16 protein-coding genes are annotated in these 20443 nt (G+C 65.3%); 9 read left to right on the top strand and 7 right to left on the bottom strand.

Translation table 11 applies throughout. From position 1 onward, the window contains the following. Positions 1-15 precede the first annotated feature (15 nt). Positions 16-858, bottom strand: a complete 843-nt coding sequence (locus EA187_RS00840; protein ID WP_164855874.1) for an alpha/beta fold hydrolase — start codon at positions 856-858, stop codon at positions 16-18. A gap of 310 nt (positions 859-1168) precedes the next feature. Between EA187_RS00840 and EA187_RS00845 the strand changes: the two genes are divergently transcribed. The 4 genes from EA187_RS00845 to EA187_RS00860 all read left to right on the top strand — a co-directional run bounded on the left by EA187_RS00845 (position 1169) and on the right by EA187_RS00860 (position 4967). Continuing rightward, a complete protein-coding gene (locus EA187_RS00845) occupies positions 1169-2062 on the top strand; it encodes a hypothetical protein (protein WP_127778860.1) in 894 nt (297 codons plus the stop codon). A gap of 29 nt (positions 2063-2091) precedes the next feature. Next, complete coding sequence (locus tag EA187_RS00850; protein WP_127778861.1) at positions 2092-2631, top strand: polyhydroxyalkanoate synthesis regulator DNA-binding domain-containing protein; 540 nt, start codon at positions 2092-2094, stop codon at positions 2629-2631. A 101-nt stretch (positions 2632-2732) separates the two neighbouring features. Next, positions 2733-4124 carry a zinc-ribbon domain-containing protein gene (locus tag EA187_RS00855; RefSeq protein ID WP_115603384.1) on the top strand — a complete coding sequence of 464 codons (1392 nt, stop codon included), beginning with the start codon at positions 2733-2735 and terminating at the stop codon, positions 4122-4124. Between the two features lie 3 nt (positions 4125-4127). Next, positions 4128-4967 (top strand): hypothetical protein, encoded by an 840-nt coding sequence (locus EA187_RS00860; RefSeq protein WP_127778862.1) that lies wholly within the window; start codon positions 4128-4130, stop codon positions 4965-4967. Between the two features lie 100 nt (positions 4968-5067). Here EA187_RS00860 and EA187_RS00865 read toward each other — a convergent pair whose 3' ends face one another. Further along, positions 5068-6444 carry a phosphomannomutase/phosphoglucomutase gene (locus tag EA187_RS00865; RefSeq protein WP_115603382.1) on the bottom strand — a complete coding sequence of 459 codons (1377 nt, stop codon included), beginning with the start codon at positions 6442-6444 and terminating at the stop codon, positions 5068-5070. 150 nt (positions 6445-6594) lie between these two features. Beyond that, the gene (locus EA187_RS00870; protein WP_127778863.1) at positions 6595-7368 is read right to left on the bottom strand and encodes a hypothetical protein; all 774 of its coding nucleotides are present in this window, start codon (positions 7366-7368) and stop codon (positions 6595-6597) included. 158 nt (positions 7369-7526) lie between these two features. Between EA187_RS00870 and EA187_RS00875 the strand changes: the two genes are divergently transcribed. After that, on the top strand, positions 7527-9383 hold the full coding sequence (locus EA187_RS00875; protein WP_127778864.1) for a hypothetical protein: 1857 nt from the start codon (positions 7527-7529) through the stop codon (positions 9381-9383). A gap of 13 nt (positions 9384-9396) precedes the next feature. Here the strand turns inward: EA187_RS00875 and EA187_RS00880 are convergent, their stop codons facing one another. Continuing rightward, positions 9397-11790 carry a transglycosylase domain-containing protein gene (locus EA187_RS00880; protein ID WP_127778865.1) on the bottom strand — a complete coding sequence of 798 codons (2394 nt, stop codon included), beginning with the start codon at positions 11788-11790 and terminating at the stop codon, positions 9397-9399. Further along, positions 11790-13232 (bottom strand): hypothetical protein, encoded by a 1443-nt coding sequence (locus EA187_RS00885; protein ID WP_127778866.1) that lies wholly within the window; start codon positions 13230-13232, stop codon positions 11790-11792. The genes EA187_RS00880 and EA187_RS00885 overlap by 1 nt, the downstream gene beginning before the upstream one ends. A 172-nt stretch (positions 13233-13404) precedes the next feature. On the opposite strand from EA187_RS00885, the gene EA187_RS00890 reads away from it, so the two are divergent. The 4 genes from EA187_RS00890 to EA187_RS00905 all read left to right on the top strand — a co-directional run bounded on the left by EA187_RS00890 (position 13405) and on the right by EA187_RS00905 (position 17008). Further along, the gene (locus EA187_RS00890; RefSeq protein WP_127778867.1) at positions 13405-14364 is read left to right on the top strand and encodes a bifunctional riboflavin kinase/FAD synthetase; all 960 of its coding nucleotides are present in this window, start codon (positions 13405-13407) and stop codon (positions 14362-14364) included. Next, on the top strand, positions 14357-14818 hold the full coding sequence (locus EA187_RS00895; RefSeq protein WP_164855875.1) for a PaaI family thioesterase: 462 nt from the start codon (positions 14357-14359) through the stop codon (positions 14816-14818). The genes EA187_RS00890 and EA187_RS00895 overlap by 8 nt, the downstream gene beginning before the upstream one ends. Positions 14819-15003: 185 nt before the next feature. Next, positions 15004-16056 (top strand): DUF3078 domain-containing protein, encoded by a 1053-nt coding sequence (locus tag EA187_RS00900; protein WP_127778868.1) that lies wholly within the window; start codon positions 15004-15006, stop codon positions 16054-16056. A 58-nt stretch (positions 16057-16114) separates the two neighbouring features. Next, entirely contained in the window at positions 16115-17008 is an 894-nt protein-coding gene (locus EA187_RS00905; RefSeq protein ID WP_164855876.1) for a CPBP family intramembrane glutamic endopeptidase, read from the top strand. Positions 17009-17494: 486 nt separating this feature from the next. Here EA187_RS00905 and EA187_RS20235 read toward each other — a convergent pair whose 3' ends face one another. Both EA187_RS20235 and EA187_RS20240 read right to left on the bottom strand, forming a co-directional pair. Beyond that, a complete protein-coding gene (locus tag EA187_RS20235; RefSeq protein ID WP_164855877.1) occupies positions 17495-17989 on the bottom strand; it encodes a GNAT family N-acetyltransferase in 495 nt (164 codons plus the stop codon). Between the two features lie 79 nt (positions 17990-18068). Then, positions 18069-20417, bottom strand: coding sequence for an FG-GAP repeat domain-containing protein (locus EA187_RS20240; protein WP_164855878.1), 2349 nt, complete (start codon positions 20415-20417; stop codon positions 18069-18071). Positions 20418-20443 lie beyond the last annotated feature (26 nt).

Genomic DNA, 20443 nt, shown 5'->3' on the forward strand with positions numbered 1-20443 from the left:
AGCTATGGGGAGGATTTAAGGGATCAGGAAGTCGTGCAGGGCGCGGTTAAACTCCAGCGGAGCGTCCTCCATGGGGCTGTGGCCGCATCCTTTAAAGATGTGCAGGCGGGCATCTGGGATGTCGCGCTGAAGCCGGTGGGCGGTGTCCAGGGGAAGGAGATGGTCGCGGTCGCCCCAGAGTAGCAGTGTGGGGAGGTCGATGGTGTGGCCCCCGGCGCTGCGGTCGCCGGCGGCGACGAGATCGCTGGCGAGTTTGAGCATAAACTCCAGACGCGCGGGCTCTTTGAGTGGCGAGAGGTAGGCGTCGAGTTCGGTGGGAGACATACGCGCGCGGCGCCACTGCATCGGTTCGAGAAGGCGGATGCCCAGGCGGTTCATGCCCAGGCGCGCCAGTGATGTGGGCAGGGCGTTGATGAGGGGGGCTGTACGCGGTGAGGGGCGAAGTTTAAGGCCGGGGCTGACCAGGCTCACGCTCTGGAGGCGGCGCTCGGGGGTATGGCGAGCGTGTAAGAAGCTCAACGTGGCGCCCAGAGAATGGCCGACCAGGTGGATGCGGGGGGCGTCGATGGCCTCGAAGAGGGCCAGAAGCCAGTCAGAGAGGGTGTCAAGGGTCGGAGCGATTTCCGGCGCCTGGTAGGTCTGGTCGCGACCGTGGGCCGGAAGATCGACGACGATGACACGGAAGTGCTCCGCGGCCGGCGCAATGGCCAGTCGAAACGCCATGGCATGGGCCATGATACCGTGGAGAAAGACGAGGGTGTCGGGGCCCTGGCCACATTCCCACCAGTGAAAGGGAAGGCGTCGAAATGGCGAGGGGGTGTAGACCGAGCGGAGCGGGGTCGGAGTCGGGACAGGCATCCAGGAGGCAGTCATGGCAGAGGCGGGGGCTTGGCAGTAAGGTAGGAAGGACGCGAGCGGACGTGAGCATAGCGGCGCCGGGCGAAAGGGGAAGCAAAAGGACGCCATCACAACGATCGTCGGACCCTGATGGCGTCGACGTTTGCAGGAGAAAGGGGGGGCGACTTGACGCTCCCCACCCCCCTTGATAGAACCGCGGGACGTATTGGAAGTGACCCAGGCTGCACCGGCAGTGATGGCCTCAAGTGAAGAGGCCTGCGCTGCGAAATGACTGAGCATGCTGCGTCGTCGGGCTGTTGGAGGTTGGTGGATGAGTGCATGGAAACGCCGAGTAGTGAGTCTGTGGAGCGCGCTCAGTGTGTTAACGCTGGCGGCGCCCGCGATGGCCGGCAGCAACGACCTTGAGTTGTCGCGCTTTGCGACTTTCAACGACACGACGAGTGCGTCGGGCTGTACGGAGACCTGTGGGTTTGCTGAACCCGATGATCAGCTTTTCTATGATCTGTCCCGAGATCTGGGGCAGGTTATGGCGCCGCGTTTTGTGGCGCCCTCGGAGACGCTGGGGCAGGCTGGTTTTGCGGTGATGTTTATGGGGAGCCTCTCGGCGATCCCCCATAATGAGGCGCACTGGCAGGAAGGTGTGCGCGACCGCAACCCGGAGTCCACGCTCTTTACCGGGCATCTTCAGGTGCGCAAGGGACTTCCCTTCTCGTTTGAGGTGGCCGGGAACCTGGGCTACCTCTACGACAGCGAGATGTTCACGATGGGGGCCGATGTGCGCTGGGCGCTCAACGAGGGGTTTTATTATTTCCCCGACGTGGGTGTGCGCGGGACGGTGAACACGGTGGTGGGCGCGCGTGAGCTCAACATGGTCAACGTGGGCTGGGACGTCTCCGCCTCGAAGTCGTTTGCGCTGGGCGGGGTGATGGCGCTGACGCCCTATGTGGGCTTTCAGCAGCTTTATGTGATCAGCTCCAGCCGTGTGCTCAACGCCTATCCGCAGGATCCGCGGCCGCCGCAGTTTAACCCGGACAGCCCCAATCAGGTGTTTGCGCCGGAGTTTGTGTTCGGTCAGGAGCAGATCCAGATCAACCGATTCCTGGGCGGGCTGCGCATGCACGTGTGGATCTTGAACTTCACGTTGGAAGCGGTCTTTTCGGATACGGTTCAGCAGTATACGTTTGCGGGCGGAGTGGACTTCTAAACTGCGACCCGTCAGCAAGGCTTGAAGGCATGCCAAAGCTCGTAAAGCGTTACGCGAACCGAAAGCTCTACGATACCGAATCGAGCACGTACATCACCCTGGAGAACATCGAAGAGATGGTTCGAGAGGGGGAGGATGTGCGCATCATCGACAACTCCACGGGGGAGGATATTACCAGCGCGACGCTGGCGCATATCGTGCTCGATCAGCAGCGCTCCAACCCGGCGTTTCCAGTCTCGGTGTTGCGGGGGATCATTCAGTCCGGGGAGGAGTTTTTTGCCCGGCTGCAGTGGCCTGTGACGCAGTTTCGCGATGAGTTTAAGCGTCGGGCCGAGGCGTTGGAGGAGGGGGGCAAGGCGATCCGTGAGTTTGTAGACGGGACGCAGCGCTCGATCGACGATATGCAGCGTAGGCTCGACGATCGTTTTCGTGATGCGGTCGATCAGCTCACGCACCTTCCCGAGATGCAGCGTGAGATTGACGAGCTCAAAGAGACGGTCGAGGAGCTCGAAGAGCGTCTGATGCGCCTGGAGACGATGGTCGTGCAGGAGCATGAGAGCTCGAAGTAGGGTGAGATAAGGGGCTTGGTGGCGCGAGGGTTTCGCGCTAGGTTGGGGGCCGGTTCTGGGGCCTAAGTCCGCAAGATAAAACGAGAAACCGAGGCGAGTCGATGATCATCCGGTGTCCCGAGTGTTCGACAGGATTCAACCTCCCCGACGAGCGGGTTAGCGAGAAGGGCGTCAAGTTGCGCTGCTCTCGTTGCAGCCACGTCTTCCGCGTGCGCGCGGGGGAGGGCGACGATGTGGAGATCTATTATCAGGACGAAGATAATGCTGAGGAGGGCGCTGAGGTGACATCGTCGGAAGATGCGGGAGAGAAGAAGCTGAAGTTGCCGTCGAAAGGCGGATTGAGCCTGGGTGGTTCATCCAGTGCCAATCCTTTTCCGAGCGCGGGGTTGAGTCTCAAGCCCAAGAGTGCGAGCGCGAAGGTGGGGGATGATGCGTTTGAGGGGGCATTTGACGAGTCCTCGGAGGCCGAGGAGATGGAGGAGAGCGCGGCAGCGACGCCTGCGGCGAAGTTCGGACCGCCGCCGGGGGTGAAGGTGGCCGGAGCGCCTCCGACAGCTGCGGCGGCGGCACTCGAGGACGAGGAGCCGATGCTGGGACAGGGCACCTCGGCCTTTGGCGATCCATCAGACTTTGTGGATGACTCGTTCGGGGAGGACGGGCCGTATTTTGATCCGAACACCGGCAAGGTGGAGTCGCCGGCGGCCCCGGCAGGGCCGAGCGCGGGAGGACCTCCGGCGGGAGCCCGTCGCCCGGGCGCTCCGGTCGCGCGTGGGGCAGCTCCGGCCGGGGCAGCTTCGGCTGCTGCTGCGCCGGCGCGTGTGGCTGTGGCACCGGCGAGTTTTGATGGCATCGACGATCTGGAGCCGCATCGCATCGGTGGAAGTGGGGGCTCGAAGGTGGTGATGCTGCTCTTGCTGGTGTGCCTGGTTGCGATGGGCTTTCTGGGAACGGTGGCGGCGCTCAACGGCGGGTTTTTAGACTTCAAGCAGTTCGGTCAAATGATCGAGGTGGCCTTTGGCGATGGTGAGTACTCGCCGAGGGAAGCGTGGGCAAAGCCCACGCAGACCACGATCATTCAGGCGCCCGAGGAGCCGCTGGTTGCGGAGAGCGTCTACGGCCAGCTGGTGGATGTGGGGCGCAGCGATAAGGTGCTGGTGGTGCGCGGCTTTGTGCGCAGCTACGCCGAGGAGTCATTTCATAATGTGAAACTTCGCGCGACGGTGAGCAGCGCGGAGGGGCGCCCACTTCGTGAGGTCAGCGGCGTTGCCGGGATGGACGTGAGCGCCGCTGAGATCGCCGGTCAGAAGAGCGTGGCGGATGCGCAGGGGCTGGTTGCCGGTGGCGGTCAGTCGGTGAGCCCGAAGAGCGTGGTGCCCTTTACGTTGGTCATCGATGAGGTGCCGCAGACGGTGCTCGACGGTGGCAGCTTTGGGCTGAAAGTCTCCGTCGCGGACCAGGCCGGTGGTGGCGCGCCGGTGGCTGCCGGCGAGTGAGTGATGTCGGACTCCTCGCAGGACGATGATTCCGGAGCCGCAATGCGTGCGGCCCGAGACGCGGTGCCCGATCCGCTGGCGTCGGCCTATGAGGCGATGGTGCGGCACGCGGTGGGTCTGCCGGAGATTCCGATGCGGGCCGCCGCGCTGGCCGAGCGGCTGGAGGCCCTGGAGGCTGAAGAGGCCGTATGGTGCCTCGATCAGCTGATTCGCGGGGCGCTCTGGGGAGATGCGGACGCGATGGAGGCGATGCTGGCCGCGTCCTTCTGGCTGGTGACCGTCGATGTAGATACGCACTACGCGACGTTGAAGGCGCTCTTTGAAGCGGCGTATAAAGCGGAGCGCGAGTCGGTGATCGCGCTCTTGCGAGACGCCCCGCCGGTGCGAGCGTTGGCCAGTGGGCGGAGGTTGCCGGAGGTTCGGCTGCCGCTTGATCGGGAGATCACGCTGGGGGAGCGGCGGATGATGGCGGCCGGTCAGGATCGTCGTCTTCTGGAGCGTCTGGTGATGGATCCGAGCCCCCTTGTGATCGGCAAGCTCCTGGCGAATCCGCATACCCGTACGCGCGATGTGCTGGTGATTGCAGCCCGTCGACCGACGATGCCCGATCTCTTGTGGGAAGTGGCCCGGCATCCGGTGTGGTGGCGACGTCTGGAGGTGCGGGAGGCGCTGGCGCGTAATTCCTTCGGAAACACCGGAATGGCGCTGAAAGTCCTGCCGACTCTGCCCTTGAAGATGTTGAGGCAGGTAGCAGGGAGCGGGGAGTTGCACGAGCTGGTTCAGGGCTTTGCTGCGCTGCTGGTGAAGTTGCGCGAGGAACGCACCGCACCCTGGCGCGTTTGAGGTCGTTGAGGGCGATTTAAGGGGAGCTACCTTGTAAAACACAACGAGCCTCCCGGGTCTGCCGGGAGGCTCGTTGTGTTTTTATGATGCCGAGTTTGGCTTACTGGGAGAGCTGCCGCTTGGCTTCGGCGACGGCATCGTCGAGGAGCTTGAGGTAGGCGTCGCGGGTTTCGGGGGAGCTGCCCTCGGCACGCATCACGAGCACAGGCTGGGTGTTGCTGGCGCGCACCAGGCCCCAGCCCTGGGGGAATTTGACGCGAACGCCGTCGATGGTGTTGGTCTCAAAGTCGGCGGCGAAGTGCTGAGCGACCAGGCCCGGGACACGGAATTTGAGCTGCTCGGAGCAGTCGCGGCGGATCTCGGGAGTGACGTGGGTCTGGGGGACGTCGGCCAGAAGCTCGCTTAAGGTCTTGTCGGTGTTGGAGAGGATTTCGGCCAGGCGGCAGGTGGCGTAGAGCGCGTCGTCAAATCCGAAGAAGCGATCGTTGAAGAAGATATGGCCGCTCATCTCACCGGCCAGGTGTGCGTTGGTCTCCTGGATCTTGGCTTTGATGAGGCTGTGGCCGACGCGCGCCATCACCGGCTCTCCCCCATGCGCCCTAATATCGTCGAAGAGGGTCTGGGAGCATTTGACCTCGCCGATAATCGTAGCACCAGGGTTGTTCTTGAGGACCTGGCGGGCAAAGAGGATCATGAGGCGGTCGCCCCAGATGATCTGGCCCTTTTCGTCGACGACGCCGATGCGGTCACCGTCGCCGTCGTAGGCAACACCGAAGTCGCAGCCGAGCGTTTTGACGCGCTCAATGAGGTCGACGAGGTTCTCGGGGACGGTGGGATCGGGGTGGTGGTTGGGGAAGGAGCCGTCGGGCTCGGAGTAGAGCTCTTCGACGCGGGCGTTAATGGCGTCGCGCAGAAGTTCGGGGGCGATGATACCGGCGACGCCGTTGCCGGAGTCGACGGCGATGTGGAGTTTGCGCGAGCCCATGGTGATGTTGTCGCGGACCCACTCGATGTAGGTCTTGCGAAGATTGGGCATGGCCGAGCAGCTCAAGTCGTCGCCGGAGGAGAAGTCGCGAGCTTCGATGAGGCGGCGCAGCTCCTGGATGGTTTCTCCATGGAGGGTTTCTTTGCCGATCATCATTTTGAAGCCGTTGTACTCACCGGGGTTGTGGCTGCCGGTGATCTGGACCGCGCCGTGGAACTCGGAGGTGACTGCGGCGAAGTAGACGAGCGGGGTGGGTACCACGCCCAGGCTGACGACGTGGGCGCCGGCCTCGCGCATGCCGCGCTGCAGTGCATCGAAGATGCGGTCGGAGGAGCGGCGCGCATCGCGGCCGATGCCGATGCGCGGGGCGCTTTGCGTGCGTCGGGTGACCATGGTGGCAAAAGCACGTCCGATGTCGCAGACGAGGTCGTCGTTTAGATCGGTGTCGGCGATGCCACGTATGTCGTAGGCGCGGAAGATCTCGGCGTTCATGAAGGCTCCGTCGTCGGGAGGGCGAGGGGGTGAGCGGCGCGGACGTCGAGGCCGGTGCGGGATTGGGAAAGCGGGCCGAAGCTAAGCGCCGCAAAACGTTTAGCAAGGCGGGGTGTAGCACCACGGTGGCGGGAGGGGCAAGTTTGGGGTTCAGGGGCGTCTGTCGGGGCGAATTTCGAGATCGAAGGTTCGCCAACGCGCGGGCAGGCAGAGGAGGTCGGAGCTGAGTTCCAGGCGAAGCCAGAAGCGCACCGAGGGGGCGGCGAGGAGCTCTGTGGCGGGGAGGTTGGGGAGCTCGAAGCTCAGGTCGAGGCGGTGGGCGCTGGCGCGGTTGCGGGTGGAGGGTTGAGGCGGGCGGCGCCCCAGGGCGAGTTCGGCCGGAGCGCCGGCGTCAGGGCGAGTGGCGACGAGCGAGATGGCGGTGAGGTGAGGGAGGATGGCGAGTGTGGAGGCGGTGCCGCGCTCTTCGATGGCGCAGAGCAGGGTCAGGCTGGTGTGGCCGCGACGGGTGGAGGCGCCGGCGACCAGGCGTCGTTGGGGAAGATCGCGAGCAAGTGCGGGCAGAGTGGTGCGGGCATCGGGGGGGCGAAGTTCGGGAGGCAGCGCGCCGCGGTCGGGAAATGCAAGCCAGCCAGGATCCTCGGGGCTTCCTGTGACGCGGATGGCCACCGGGTCATCGTCCTGCATCATGGAGTAGCCGATGACGGCGTGTTGGCGGGTGAGGCCCGCCTCGATGCGCTGGACGAGATTCTGCGCGGCGTCTCTGGCCTCGAAGCGCTGCAGGTAGATCTGACGGTCGAGGGTTCCGACGCGACAGATCGTGTGGCCGTCGGTAGCGATGACCTCGGGGAAGCGCTGGCCGTCGGGGCTGCGGTGGGTGCGCCAGAGGAGAAAGGGAAGTTCGGTAGGTGACGTTGCGCTCAAGGTGAATCCCTGCAGGTAGGCGTGTGGCGGGGATGATGAGTGTAATGGCAGCTGGCTCACGATGCCAGAGAGAGGGATGTTTTGACCCGGAGGGGATGGTGGTTCACCATGGCGGGGAAGTCGACGAGGAAGTCGGAGAAGACGTTGAGGGAGTCGCGATGCAGTTGAAGACGACAGAGATGGTGGCGGCGTTGGTGATGGCGGGGCTCTGCGCTTGCGAGACGCCACGCAGCTCGGAGGGTGGCGAGGGGGAGGCGCAGAGCGCCGAGGTTGACGTAGCAGGTAGCGATCGTGAGGAGGTGGTGCGGCAGGCCGCAGCGCTGCGCGATCGCGCCTTTGAGGTTCCGGTGACGATCGAGGAGGCGGAGACGCTCGGGGCGGCACGTCTGCCAGAGGCGGTCGAAACAGAGCGAGCGCGGCTCGCCGTCGGTCTTTATGGGGATGCGGAGGCGTTGAGGCTGCATGGGGACGTGAGCCGAATGCGGGCCTCGGCCGAATTTTTGGAAGAGGGGGTGCGTGTGCGTCAGGTGGGGCAGGGGGCGTCGTCGCGGTGGGCGGCGGCGGTGGCCGCGAGTCGGGCGCTGGAGAAGGAGGTGTTCGGGGCGATGGCGCAGGCTCAGACGGTGGACGGCTGGCTTGCGCGCGAGGTTGTGCTGGGGGCCGGGCCGATGTTTGCGGCGACGCTGGCGCAGGCACAGGCTCAGGAGATGAAGGTGGATGCAGCGCTGATGGCGCGGCGCCCCGATCTGGTGGAGCGGGTCGAGGGTGTGGGGCCGTTGCTTCGAGGGGAGGGCGATGGTCTGGGCGCGGCGGTGACACGAGAGGCGTTGGCGCTGGGCGCTGCGCTCTACCGTGCCCGGGGCTGGGCGGGGGTGGAGTGGGGGCGGGTGGAGGGGGCGGTGCGGAGCGTGGAGGTGGTGCGACCGGATCGGTGGTTGGCCGGCGACGGGGTGGCGACCTGGCAGTGGCCCGAGATGTTTGAGGAGGTGCAAAAGGCTCGGCGTTGGGAGGAGGTTGCCCGTGGGGAGGTGGGGCCGCTTCTGACGAGTGTGTGGCTTGAGGAGGTTCTTCCGGCGCATGAGGCGCGCTCGATCTTCGGGGCGTGGCTGGCCGATAGCTACCGGGTTTATGAGGGGCCGGGTGAGGCGGGCCAGGCCCTGGTGTGGCTGACGGCCTGGCGTACACCGCACGAAGCCCGGCAGGTGGCCGGCGCGATGGAGCGGGCGTTGCTGGCCCGGCTGGGGAGTGAGGCGCGTTCGGGGCGGATGCGCGTGGCGGTGCAGGGGCTTAATGTGGCGCTGACGAGCTATGAGAGGGCCCAGGATCCGCAGATTCTCGACGATGAGGTCAAGGCGCTGGCCGGGGCTGCGGTGGCGTTCTTGCCTGAAGAACCGGCGCCGATGTCGTTCGTTCCCACGACCTATGAGCGCTACGTTGAGGCCGCGCAGGATGCGACGTTGGAGGGCTCCACGTGGATCGATCCGGCGGCGGGCTGGCAGATGTCGCTGGCGGCGTTTGAGGGGTGGACGGTGCAGAAAAGCGATGAGGTGCACGTGCGCTGGTTTGCGACCCACGAGGATGGTTCGCTGGTGCAGTGGACGACGGAGCTTGTGGATCCCTCAGGGGCGGTGTTTGGCGGGGAGGAGTATGTTCGTCGGCTCCAACAAGCGTTCGCGAGCTCGGTGGTGGGATCGTCGCCAGAGGTGGTTGTCTCTGCAGAGGACGAGGGGCCACGGGTGTTGCTCTCGGCGGCCGGCGAGGTGGAGGGGGAGACGATCGAGCTGCGGCTATGGCAGTGGGAGCGCGGTGAGGTGATCGTCTCGTACAGCGTACAGGAACCCGAGAGTGGGTTTGGGGAGCGGTTGGGGGAGGCGCAGACAGTGTTAGAGACACTCAAGGTCCACGGGGAGGCGTTGGTGAAGGCGTCGCCGGGTGCCGAAGCTGAGGAGGGCTCCCGGGGCGGGGAGCAGAGTGATGAAGCGCAGGGGATTCTTGAGTTTCGGGTGGAGGAGTGAGGCCGGGTCAGGCTCAGCGGATCGCGTCAAGGCGCAGAATCTGGCGGGAAGCGCGGGTCGGGGCGAATTCGCCCGGGGCGGTGCCTGGTACAAAGAGGTAGGGCTGGCCGGGTTCGCCGGGCCGGGCGCGCAGGCCGGTGTCGGGATCGATGAGGATGGGGTCGAGCTCGATGGTGCGCTCGGGCCACTGGAGGGTGGGGTCTTCGAGGTGGGCGTAGAGCTCGGCCAGGATCGGAAGCGCGGTGCGGCCGCCGTGTTCGCCGCGGCCCAGGGGCTCTGTGTTTTTATCGCTGCCGACCCAGACAACGAAGGTGTGGTGGGGATCGGCGGCGGCGATCCAGGCGTCGAACTCGTTGGTGGTGCCGGTTTTGGCGATGAGGGGCCAGGCGTCGGGGAGTTTGGAGGCGGTACCGCGGGTGGCGACCTGGGTAAGCGCGCTGTGGAGAAGGGCGTTGGCGCGGGGGCCCAGGGCCTGCTCGGGAGGGGTGAGGGGAGCGGCGATGCGGGCCAGGCGCGCCGGCGCGGGGGCTGAGTGGGATGCAAAGTGGCCGCGGTCGTTGATGTGGCCGCTACGCAGGTCGACGATACGATCGATCTGGCGGGTGGAGGCTCTCAGACCGCCTCGGGCGACGCTGGCGTGGGCGCGGGCGATGTCGGGAAGTGTGACGCAACTTGCGCCCAGGGCCAGAGAGGCGGTGGGGTCGAGTTCGGAGCTGACGCCCATCCTGCGGGCGCGGGCGATGAGGGCAGGGGCTCCGAGTCGCTCAAGGAGGTGAAGGGCGGGGATGTTGCGGCTGAAGACAAGCGCGTTCAGCGCGGTGATGGTGCCCTTGAAGTCGGCGTCGGCGTTGCGGGGCTGCCAGCCCCGGGGTTGCCCACGGGTCTCAACGGTGGTGGGGATGTCGCGTAAGGGGGTGGCCAGGGTGAATGTGCCGGAGAGGGCTTCGGCGTAGAGGATGGTTTTAAAGAGGCTTCCGGGCTGGCGGCAGGCGCGGGTGGCGCGGTTAAAGGCGCTGCGATCGATACGGTGGCTGCCCACGCTGGCGACGACGTCACCGCTGATATGGTCGAGGAGCAGCAGGGCGCCTTCGGCGGGGGGGGCGTCAGAAAGCTGCCAGGGCATATCGGGGCCAGGGCGGCGAAGTACGACGAGGTCGCCGGGGTGGAGTAGGCTACGGTAGGCGTATCGGTCGCGAGGGCGCTGGCTGCGAGGCTCGATTCCGCCGAGCCATTGGAGGTTCTCGGCGTTGATGAAGATGTCGGTCTGCGGGGTTTGAAGGAGGATACCATCGCGCTCGACCTCGCGGACGAGCGCCGGGGTTACCCGATTGCCGGCGTTGATTCCACGAAAGAGGTTCGCGGGAGCCGGAGGAGCTGAGCCGGTGTGTGCGTTTTGCTTCAGGCGGGCGGGAGGCGCCCGGAAGCCCTGACGTTGGCCGTGGTCTTCCACGCCGCGTTGCAGCGCCCGGCGCGCCAGGGCCTGGAGGGCGGGGCGATGGGGGGTGATGATGTGTTTGCCTGCCAGGTTCCAGTCGAGCTCGGGGTGGTGGTTTGCGAGATACTGGCGGGCGTCGGCGTCGGCCTCGGGAAGTTGCAGGGCGGTGGATGGGGCGGGTGTGAGGAGCGCGTCCAGGGGCAGGGGGGCGTCGGCTTCGCGTTGGTAGGTGTCCTGATCGATGACGCCAATCTCGTGGAGGCGGCGCAGCACGCGGTTTCGCTTCTGCCTGGCGAGCTCGGGGGAGGCCACCGGGTTGTAGTTGCTGGGGGCGGGCAGGATGCCGGCGAGCATGGCCATCTGGCCCAGGGTGAGGTCGTGGGGGGCTGTGCGGAAGTAGCGGTGGCTTGCAGCGGTGATGCCCCAGGCCTGTTCACCGAAGTAGACGTTGCGAAGGTAGGTCGCGAGGATCTCGGGTTTGGAGTAGTGGGCCTCAAGCTGGCGGGCTAAGAGAAGTTCCTGGACCTTGCGGTGGGTTGTTTTCTGCCGGTCTAAGAAGTGTTTGGCGACCTGCTGAGTGATGGTGCTCGCGCCTTGCACGATGCCGCCAGCGCGCAGGTTGACGAGCGCGGCGCGAGCGATGGAGCGGGGGTTGTAGCCGCGGTGCAGGAAGAAGTCTTCGTCTTCGGCGGCGAGCACGGTGGCGATGAGGAGCGGTGGGAGCTCTTCGTAGGTGAGGGGTTGGGGAGGGGGCTGGGAGGTGAGGGGCCAGCCGTCCGCGGTGGAGCTATGTGTCGGGAGCTCCGGGTGCCAGGCGTTGAGGTCGGGCAGGGGGGGGAGGTTGGCGTGGGCGCGCGCGCTTAGCTGGGAGAGCCAGATGGCGAGTGCGAGGCTGGCGAGCAGGGCCAGGGCCAGGGTGTAGAGAAGGGCGCGTTTAAAGGTTGAGCGCCAGTAGGAGGGGGGGCGCGTCATCAGAAGCTCATGCCGGCACCCAGGCCGATGTTCCAGAGGCGCACGGTTTCAAAGACGCCGTCGTCGCGCAGCTGCCAGAGTCCGCCGTACTGCGCATGGGCGTAGATGGGGCCCCAGACACCCAGACGGCCTTCGGCGACGGTGAGTGCGCCGTTGAGGTCGAAGAGGCCCTCGGTGGCGCTTTCGTGGGCGGGGCCGTCGAGGTGGGCTTTGTAGTAGAAGGCGCCGAGTTGCAGGCGCTTTGTGAGTTGGAGGGCAGCGCGGGTGCGCAGGGCCGCGTTACCCGGGCCCTGAGCGTCTTCAAAGGCGGCGCTCAGGGTGAGGATGCCGGCCAGGCGAGCCTGCACCCAGGCCTGGGCGCCGTGACGGGTGGAGGGCGCGGTGGAGCGGGCCACGCGGAGTTTGGGGCCGGCCAGGCCGGGCTCGGTGGGGGAGAGGGTCTGGAAGCGGGAGACTTCGTAGAGGGGATCGATGTATTCGGGGAGGTAGCGGTCGGAGAGGCGGCGGTACTCGAGGCGCGCGGAGAGCTCGACGGGGTCGGCGATGTTCTGGCGCCAGAGCAGGCCTGCGTGCAGTCCGCTTCCCAGGCCGATGTGGGCGTTGAGGTCGAGGTAGGGGGTGAGGGTGATGCGGGCGCGCTCCAGGAGGTTGAAGCGTAGATCGAGGCCGAGCAGGGTGGTGGGTTGGGAGCTTTCGACCAGGGGCTCTCGGGTGGGGCCGGCCAGGGCGCTGCCGTCGGGGTTGCGCTCAAGGTCGGTCGGAGCGCGGAGGTCGGAGACCAGCGTTGCGCCGAGCTGAAGGCGATCGAGCGCACGGGGGGCGTCTTCGATGAATGTGGTCGGGCGCAGGTGGGCGCGCAGCCCTATGAGGTTGGGGCTGGCGAGGTTGTTGGTCAGAAGTTCAATGCCGGCGCGCTTGAGGTCGAGGTGGGCGCGCAGGCCCAGGCGGTAGTGGTCGGTGGTGATGACGTTGTAGTAGCCGCCGATGATCGTGCCGTTTCCGAGTGAGGCACCGCCGAGCTCACCGAGACGTACATAGAGTGGGTCGTTGAGGGTGCCGTATTCAAGGCGGCGGATGATGCGCAGGTAGTCGGAGAGTTCCAGCCAGTCTTCTTCGCGAAGCAGGGTGTTTTGTTCTGGCGAGCGGTCGGCAAGGCGCAGGCGTAGCGGGACCTGCAGCGCGGCATGGAAGAGTGCGGAGCAGCTGCCACCTTTCTCACAGAGAGGAGCGGGCAGGGGTTTGATGAAGGTCAGTCGCGGGGTGAGGTTGAGGAAGAGGTCTTCGGCGACAGGACCGACACCCACCTCCGCAGAGAGCATCATCATCGCGGCGCTATCATCCTTAGAAGACTCGCCGCTCTCAGCGCTGGCCGGGGCAGAAAGCGCCAGGACGACCAGGCCGGTCAGCAGGGTGAGTAGGTGGCGAGGGGGCAGAGAGCGCATAGGGAGGCCCGGAACGGGGTCATCGATGAAGATCCGGGAGGCAGCCTAGCGCGAGGTCAGGGGCGGGACAACCGGGGCTGTGAGCGGCGGCCTTGTCGGGGGGAGGGGGGATCATTACACTCCGCGCGTTCTCGCGGCCTACAAGGGGCTGCCTACGACCGATGAGCAGAAGATGACGCGAGTCTATACGACGATCGAGGAGGCCGGCGCCGGGCTTAAGCGCTCGGTGGTGACGATTGGCAACTTTGACGGGATGCACCTGGGGCATCAGGCCATCTTTGCGCAGGTTAAGGCGCAGGCTGCAGTGCAGGGGGCGACCTCTGTGGCGATGACCTTTGACCCGCATCCGGTGGCGTTTTTCCGGCCGGAGGCCGCGCCGGCCAAACTCAGTGTTTCGCCGCAGCGTTATGCGCTGATGGGAAGCTACGGGGTGGAGGCGGTGGTGGCGTTGCGCTTTGATCAGGCGCTGGCCTCGATGCGCCCGCAGGCGTTTATTGAAGAGGTACTCGTGGAAGGGCTGGGGGCAGTGGAGGTGGTGGTCGGTGAAGACTTCCGTTTTGGTCATCGCCGCGAGGGGACCACGGCGTTGTTGCGAGAGCAGGGGGAGCGTTTTGGTCTGAAAGTGGTGGTCCCGACGCTTGTGAAGGTGGACGGGGAGGTGGTCAGCTCGACACGGGTGCGGGGGTGCGTGGTCGCCGGCGAGTTGGAGATGGCGCGCAGACTACTGGGCCGTCCTCATCGTTTGATGGGGGAGGTCGTTCACGGGGAGGCGCGGGGGCGCGCGCTGGGGTTTCCGACAGCCAATCTGGCGGTGGCCGAGGGGATGGCGCTGCCGCCTGATGGGGTTTATGCCACGCGACTTGCTGTGGGGGACGCGCATGGGGGCTGGCAGGCGATCACCAATATTGGCACGCGGCCAACCTTCGGGGGCGGGGCGCGCACGGTGGAAACCTTCGTGTTGGAGGAGGGGGTTGGCGAGGAGCTTGATCTCTATGGCGAAGATGTTTCGCTGTCGCTTTACCGCCATGTTCGGCCGGAGATGAGGTTTGAGTCGCCCGCGGCACTTGTCGCGCAAATTCAAGAAGATGTGGCGCAGGTGCGCGCCTATTTTGAGGAGGGCCGTGATGCCTGAGCCTGAGGTTTTGATGCGTTTCGCGTCTGAGGAGCATAGTGTGGCGAGCTGGCGGTCGATGTGGCCGGAGCTACGCCGGGGCACGGCGCTTGAGGTGCACGGAGTGGAGCTTCTTGCCGCGGACGACGAGGGCATTGAGCTCTCGATGGTCATGGGGCCGCATGCCTTGCAGCCCTTCGGGCTCTTGCACGGGGGCATCAGCATGTTGCTGGGAGAGTCGGCGGCGAGCATGCATGCGTGCTGGAAGCTCGACCTGACAAGGCGGGTGCCGGTGGGCATCGAGATCAATGGCTCGCATATGCGCAGCGCGACCGAGGGGGTGATCTTGACGCGGGGGCGAGTGCTGCGAAAGAGCCGCACGTTGATCCATCACGAGGTCGAGATTGTGCAGGCCGAGAGTGGGAAGACGCTCTCGGTGATTCGGGTGACCAATCTCTTTAAGTCGATCGCGTGATCGCTGGTCGCCACGGGGGGAGGGGGTGGGGTGACGCGACGCGACGCATGGGTGCTTGTTCTCTTTGAAGATGTGGCTAAGGTGGCGCGCGGTCTGGCCCTGAACATGGCCCTCGAACGCCGCTCAAAGGAAGGGGCGGCGCGGGGTGTCCCGGGCAGGTCCGATCCGGAGTTGATGTCGAAGTTATGAAACCAGAAGTGGAGACGTTGATGTTGAAGTTGCAGAAGTTGGGAGTCGCGCTGGGAACCGGTTTGTCGGTGATGGCGATGGCAAGCGGGGCGATGGCGCAGGATGCCGATGCGCCGAAGTACGTGGGTCAGGAGCAGCTTGAGGTTGACGAGCAGCCTCAGGGCTTCAGCGGAAGCCTGGGGGTGGAAGCCAGCTTTAACCTGGTGTCCAACCAGAATGTGATCGGTCAGAACGAGGGGACGTCCTTTTTGCTGGGCGGGGCGGTCAACGGTGGGCTCGACTATTTTTCGGGCAAGCACCAGTGGCGCAATACGCTGCTCTACAATACGAGCTGGGCGCGCACGCCTGTGATTCAGGAGTTTGTGAAGAACAACGACAAGCTCGAGATCGAGAGCATTTATAACTACCTGCTCAACGACTGGATCGGGCCTTACGGGCGTGCGAGTGCGGAGACGAGCTGGTTTGCGACGGAGCTCGTGAGCGAGGAGCCCACCGGCTACCTGATCAGCCGGGAGGATGGGAGTGTGGACGGGGAGGTCACCGATCGCCTGCGCGTGGCCGATCCGCTGACGCCGCTCAACCTCTTCCAGTCGGTTGGTGTGGCGCTGGAGCCGGTGCGCAAGGAGGCGATTCGCGCCACGTTGCGCGTGGGCTTTGGTGCACGTGAGGCGTTGGCTGCCGGCGTGCTCGTGGTCCAGGACGACGGTGGAACCTCCGACGTGGAGCTCGTGGAGTTGAGCAACGCCTACCAGGCCGGTGCCGAGGCTTTCATCGGTGTGGAGGGTAAGTTCCCGGAACAGCGTGTGGACTACCGGGTGGGAGCCACAGCGCTGATGCCCTTCTTGAACAACGATGATCAGAACCGCTCCCCCTTTGAGCTGACGCGCATCGGGATGACGGGCAAGGTGCGGGTGGCGATTGTGGATTGGATGGGCCTGACCTACAGCCTGATGGTGCTGAGCGATCCGCAGCTTTTGGATGAGACTCAGGTTCAGAACAGCGTGCTGTTGACCTTCAACTACACGTTGATCGACACCAACGAGGAGTAAGGTTGTGGCGGCAGGCGATGGGGCAGAGTCGAAGGTTGGGGGGGCGCTGAGGCGCTATTTGACGTGGACCTTCATCGCGTGCTGGGGGTGGGCCGGAGCCTTGTTTCTGGCGGGGGTGGAGTACGGCGGGGCGATGAGTCTTATCATCGCCCTGCCTTATATGTTGATTCCGGCGATCGTGGCGATGGTGGTCGATCGTGGTGGGGGTCGGCGAGTGAGGGAGAGTCTGGCGATACGCCTCAAGCTCAACCGGTGGTGGGCCGTGGGGTGGGTTCTTCCGGTGGTGCTGGCATTTGCGGCGCTCTTTGCGGCGCTGCTGATTCCCGGGGTGGGGTTTGATGTGGGCATGGGGGGAATGCTGGAGACGCTGAGCGGAGTGTTGCCGTCCGATGAGATGGCAAAGGCGGAGCAGGCATTGGCGCAATTTCCGCCGCTGCTCTTTTTGTTGATTCAGCTGGTTCAGGGGTTGGTGGCCGGGGCGACGATCAACGCGGTGTTCGCCTTCGGGGAGGAGGCTGGCTGGCGCGGGCTGATGTTGCGGGAGCTGGCGCCGATGGGGTTCTGGAAGAGTGCGTTGGTGATCGGGGCTGTGTGGGGGGTGTGGCATGCGCCATTGATTTTGCAGGGGCACAATTACCCGGAGCATCCGGTGCTGGGGGTAGGGATGATGACGCTGTGGTGCGTGCTGCTCTCTCCGCTCTTCAGCTGGGTGACGGTGAGGGGGGGCTCGGTGTTGGTGGCGGCGCTGATGCACGGGACGCTCAATGCGACCTTTGCGTTTTCGTTTCTGTATCTGGATCGGACGATTCCGCTGGTGACGGGGCTCAACGGGGTTGTGGGGATGGGGGTGTTGGTGGTGGCCAACGTGCTGCTCTGGGTTGTGGGGCGGCCGGAGCTCGATGGCGGGATGTGGGCTCCGGGGGCGGAGGGTGGAGGCCCCGAGGCCGAGTAGGCGTTCTGTGCTGGCGAGAAGTGGAGGTGGGGATGCCGAGTAGCGGATCTCGCTGGCGAGAACGCCAGGTCGGGGTTCCGAGTAGCGGATCTCGCTGGCGAGAACGCCAGGTCGGGGTTCCGAGTAGCAGATCTCGCTGGCGAGAACGCCAGGTCGGGGTTCCGAGTAGCAGATCTCGCTGGCGAGAACGCCAGGTCGGGGTTCCGAGTAGCGGATCTCGCTGGCGAGAAGTGCATATAGGGGTTCCAAACATCACTTCTTGCCGGCGAGAAGTGATGTTTGGAATGTTATGTTTGTGAAGGTCTTGTGCCGAGTCGCGTACTCAGGGGGGAATGTCGAGCGGGTGCCGAGGCGTATCGGCCGCATGGCTTCGCGTGCGAGCGACGCGGGCCGGGATGATGTGCGGCCGTGTCGGAGAAAAGGCAGATGGCGCCGGACCAGGGGAGGTGAGCAGGTCGCGCAATACGGCGTAGGGCGTCGAAGGTACTAGAGTCGACGCTCCATAAACACGGCGTCTTCGTCGTAGCCTTCAGCAGGACGCAGGGGGCGGAACCCCTGCTTTTCCCAGAAAGGGGCGGCGTCTTGCACGGCGACAAGCGTGATCACCTCAAAGCCGTGCGTAGTGGCCGCGTCTACCAGCGAGGCGATGAGCGTCGAGGCGACGCCACGGCCGGAGCAGGCCGGGTCGACGGCGACATCATGCAGGTGCAGCGCGTCAGCGTCGTGGTGACGTTCGGTGAGGATACGACCCAGCCCGGGGCTTTCCTGCGAGGGCCAGGGGTGGGCCAGAAGGTAGCCCGCCAGGCGCCCCGTGTCCTCATCGGCCGGGACACCGAAACAAAACTCCGGGGCCAGCGCGATCTTTGAGAGCAATGCGTCGGTGGGCTCCTGGAGGCCTTCTCCGTAGGCAAGGCACTGAAGTCGGTCGAGCTCGGGGGCGTCGGCTGGCCGGAGCGGACGCGGTGCAATCGTCGATGTCATGGTGATTCTCCTCGCAGATATAGAAACACCGGCCCCATCTCCGGGGCCGGTGTCAGCGGTGGTGAACTCGTCGATGGTATCAGCCCGGGATGGGGGCGCACACCCCGTTGTTGAGGCAGTAGAAGCCGTCCCGGCATTGGTCGTTGGCGGTGCAATTGCAACCGACAGTAGCTCGCAGCTCGTTGTTATCCTCGTTGCACTCGCGGAAGTTGCGCTGGCCGGTGCCGTCATCGTTGATGCGTGCGATGACTTCCACCTGCTGACCGTCGCCGGCCTGAATGGGGGCATCGTACCAGTCGTAGTTAAACTCATGGCGAGCGCCCGGGGCCAGCAGGTCGTCGGAGAGCACGACGTCGATGAGTGTCTCCTGGCCGCCCTCGACCAGATAGAGAGCGACGGGGAGGCCTTCGATCACACCGCGGCTTCCCTGGTTGGCGGCGATGAAGGTCAGGGTGAGGTGATCGTCATTGCAGACGCCACTTCCCTCGCTGACGACGAGATCGGGGGCGTTGAAGAGGCCTTCGCCCTGGACGTTCTGGCGGTAGTTGTTGAGGTAGTCGCGGCTCCAGTTGTCAATGCGTCCGGAGGGGATGGCACCGGGGCGGTTGACGGTGCCCGGGCAGAGGGCGTCGTCGATACCATCGCAGACGTTGGTGACGCTGTAGGCGTGCTGGTTCCAGACGGGGCGCGTGGCGACCCAGCGGTTCTCGATGTCGCGGATGACGCGCACGCCGTTGGAGGCGCCGCCAAGATCTTCGAAGCCCGGCCATTTCAGGGCGCAGTTACCGCCGACGCCGGAGTAGTCGTTGGAGATCACGACGATCTCGGCGTGGTAGTCGGCGTCGACGTCCACGATGACGGGAAGCTCGCGGGTGGTGCCGCTGGTGTTGGCGATCTGGAAGAAGAGGTCGGTGCTGCCGTCGGGGTTGCCTTCGCCGTCGTAGACGCGCAGGAAGCACTCGTCGCCGTAGACGACCTCGGCTTTGCCGTCGCCCTGGAAGTCAAAGACCGAGGATCCGGTGACACGGCTGGAGAAGTCCTGGGAGGGGAGCTTCCACATCAGCTCTCCGCGCTCGTTGAAGACCACGTAGAAGCAGGCGCCGGCGGTGGCGACGTTGGGCAGGCCGTCGCCGTTGAAGTCAGCGATGGTGGGGGGACCGGCACCGTTGGTGTTGCACTGGGTGGTGGAGTAGTGGGGATGGCCCTCGGTGGGCATGGAGGCGGTCCAGATCAGCTCTCCGGTGACTCCGTCGTGGAGTTTGACGGCGGCTGCGACGTTTCCGGTGATGATGGCGACTTCCGGGAGGCCGTCGAAGTCGCCGTAGGCGAAGGTGCCGTTGATCACCTGACCGAAGTCAGCCACGGCGGGGAAGCCGCCGACGCCGTCGTTGTAGGTCCAGAAGGTGGGGCATTCGGCGGTGGTGTCGGAGGTGCGGTTGAAGCTGAAGGCGCCGTTGGACGCGACCACCTCCAGGTTGCCGGTGCCATCGAGGTCCGCCACGATCGCGTTCTTGGGCGTGGCGCCGACCTCAGCGTTGCTGCAGAGCTCGGCACCGGTGGCGCCGTCGAAGACGCGGTTGTTGGCGACGACTTCAATACGGCCGTCGTGGTCGAGGTCGACGAGGTAGGCACCGTCCCAGCTCATGGAGAAGCCGGGAGTGCGCCACATCTCGGTAAACCCGGTGGTGTGATCATCGAAGGCGATAAGGCCCTGGCCGCCACTGAGGACGGCGACGATCTCGTTGCGCCCGTCGCGGTCAATATCGCCTACGGCCAGCGAGGAGGCACCGGAGACGCGCACGGCCGGATCGGTGAGGTCGAAGACCGGCTCGTAGGTGCGTCCGTTGACTGCCCGCAGGATGCTGTCGACGTTGTAGGCGCTATTTTTGAATGTGGAGAAGATGATCTCGGGGATGCCGTCGCCGGTGATGTCGACGACGGCGGGGGTCATCATGATCTGCTTATGCTCCGGCTCCGGGGTGGTTTCATCGGCCTGCCAGGCCACGTCGACGACCGGGTCAAAGACGTCGCCCTCGGGCTGGTAGATGCAGGCGTCGCCCAGGTCGGGCAGGCAGCGCTCGAGGGTGGGCTCGCAGAAGTTGCCCTCGGGGCAGTCCAGAGTGTTCTCGCAGGCGTCGCCCGGGGTGACGCAGCCACCGGCCAGGCAGAGCTGATCGGGCCCGCAGCAGTCGTCGTTACAGACCTGCAGCGCGGGGCACTGAGGGGTGATATCAGGCTGGCCGGCGTCGTTTTCAGCGTCCGGGAGGTCGCCGCCGTCGGGGCGGCCCGAATCCAGCTCGGTGTCGCCTTCAAAGGCATCGCGATCGTTGTCGGGGCCGGTCAGGCCGCCGGTGTCCGCGCAGTCGCCGCAGCCGGAGAGGGCCAGCGCCAGAAGGGCCACTTTCAAAGAGAGTGAGAGCGTGCGCATGCAAGACCTCAGTATGAGTAGAAGGT

This window comes from Lujinxingia sediminis (assembly GCF_004005565.1).
Lineage (GTDB): Bacteria > Myxococcota_A > Bradymonadia > Bradymonadales > Bradymonadaceae > Lujinxingia > Lujinxingia sediminis.

Bases quoted from the DNA above. Each gene is read 5' to 3' on its own strand.
- EA187_RS00840 (WP_164855874.1), bottom strand. From the start codon at position 858: ATGCCTGTCCCGACTCCGACCCCGCTCCGCTCGGTCTACACCCCCTCG.
- EA187_RS00845 (WP_127778860.1), top strand. From the start codon at position 1,169: ATGAGTGCATGGAAACGCCGAGTAGTGAGTCTGTGGAGCGCGCTCAGT.
- EA187_RS00850 (WP_127778861.1), top strand. From the start codon at position 2,092: ATGCCAAAGCTCGTAAAGCGTTACGCGAACCGAAAGCTCTACGATACC.
- EA187_RS00855 (WP_115603384.1), top strand. From the start codon at position 2,733: ATGATCATCCGGTGTCCCGAGTGTTCGACAGGATTCAACCTCCCCGAC.
- EA187_RS00860 (WP_127778862.1), top strand. From the start codon at position 4,128: ATGTCGGACTCCTCGCAGGACGATGATTCCGGAGCCGCAATGCGTGCG.
- EA187_RS00865 (WP_115603382.1), bottom strand. From the start codon at position 6,444: ATGAACGCCGAGATCTTCCGCGCCTACGACATACGTGGCATCGCCGAC.
- EA187_RS00875 (WP_127778864.1), top strand. From the start codon at position 7,527: ATGCAGTTGAAGACGACAGAGATGGTGGCGGCGTTGGTGATGGCGGGG.
- EA187_RS00880 (WP_127778865.1), bottom strand. From the start codon at position 11,790: ATGACGCGCCCCCCCTCCTACTGGCGCTCAACCTTTAAACGCGCCCTT.
- EA187_RS00885 (WP_127778866.1), bottom strand. From the start codon at position 13,232: ATGCGCTCTCTGCCCCCTCGCCACCTACTCACCCTGCTGACCGGCCTG.
- EA187_RS00890 (WP_127778867.1), top strand. From the start codon at position 13,405: ATGACGCGAGTCTATACGACGATCGAGGAGGCCGGCGCCGGGCTTAAG.
- EA187_RS00895 (WP_164855875.1), top strand. From the start codon at position 14,357: ATGCCTGAGCCTGAGGTTTTGATGCGTTTCGCGTCTGAGGAGCATAGT.
- EA187_RS00900 (WP_127778868.1), top strand. From the start codon at position 15,004: ATGAAACCAGAAGTGGAGACGTTGATGTTGAAGTTGCAGAAGTTGGGA.
- EA187_RS20235 (WP_164855877.1), bottom strand. From the start codon at position 17,989: ATGACATCGACGATTGCACCGCGTCCGCTCCGGCCAGCCGACGCCCCC.
- EA187_RS20240 (WP_164855878.1), bottom strand. From the start codon at position 20,417: ATGCGCACGCTCTCACTCTCTTTGAAAGTGGCCCTTCTGGCGCTGGCC.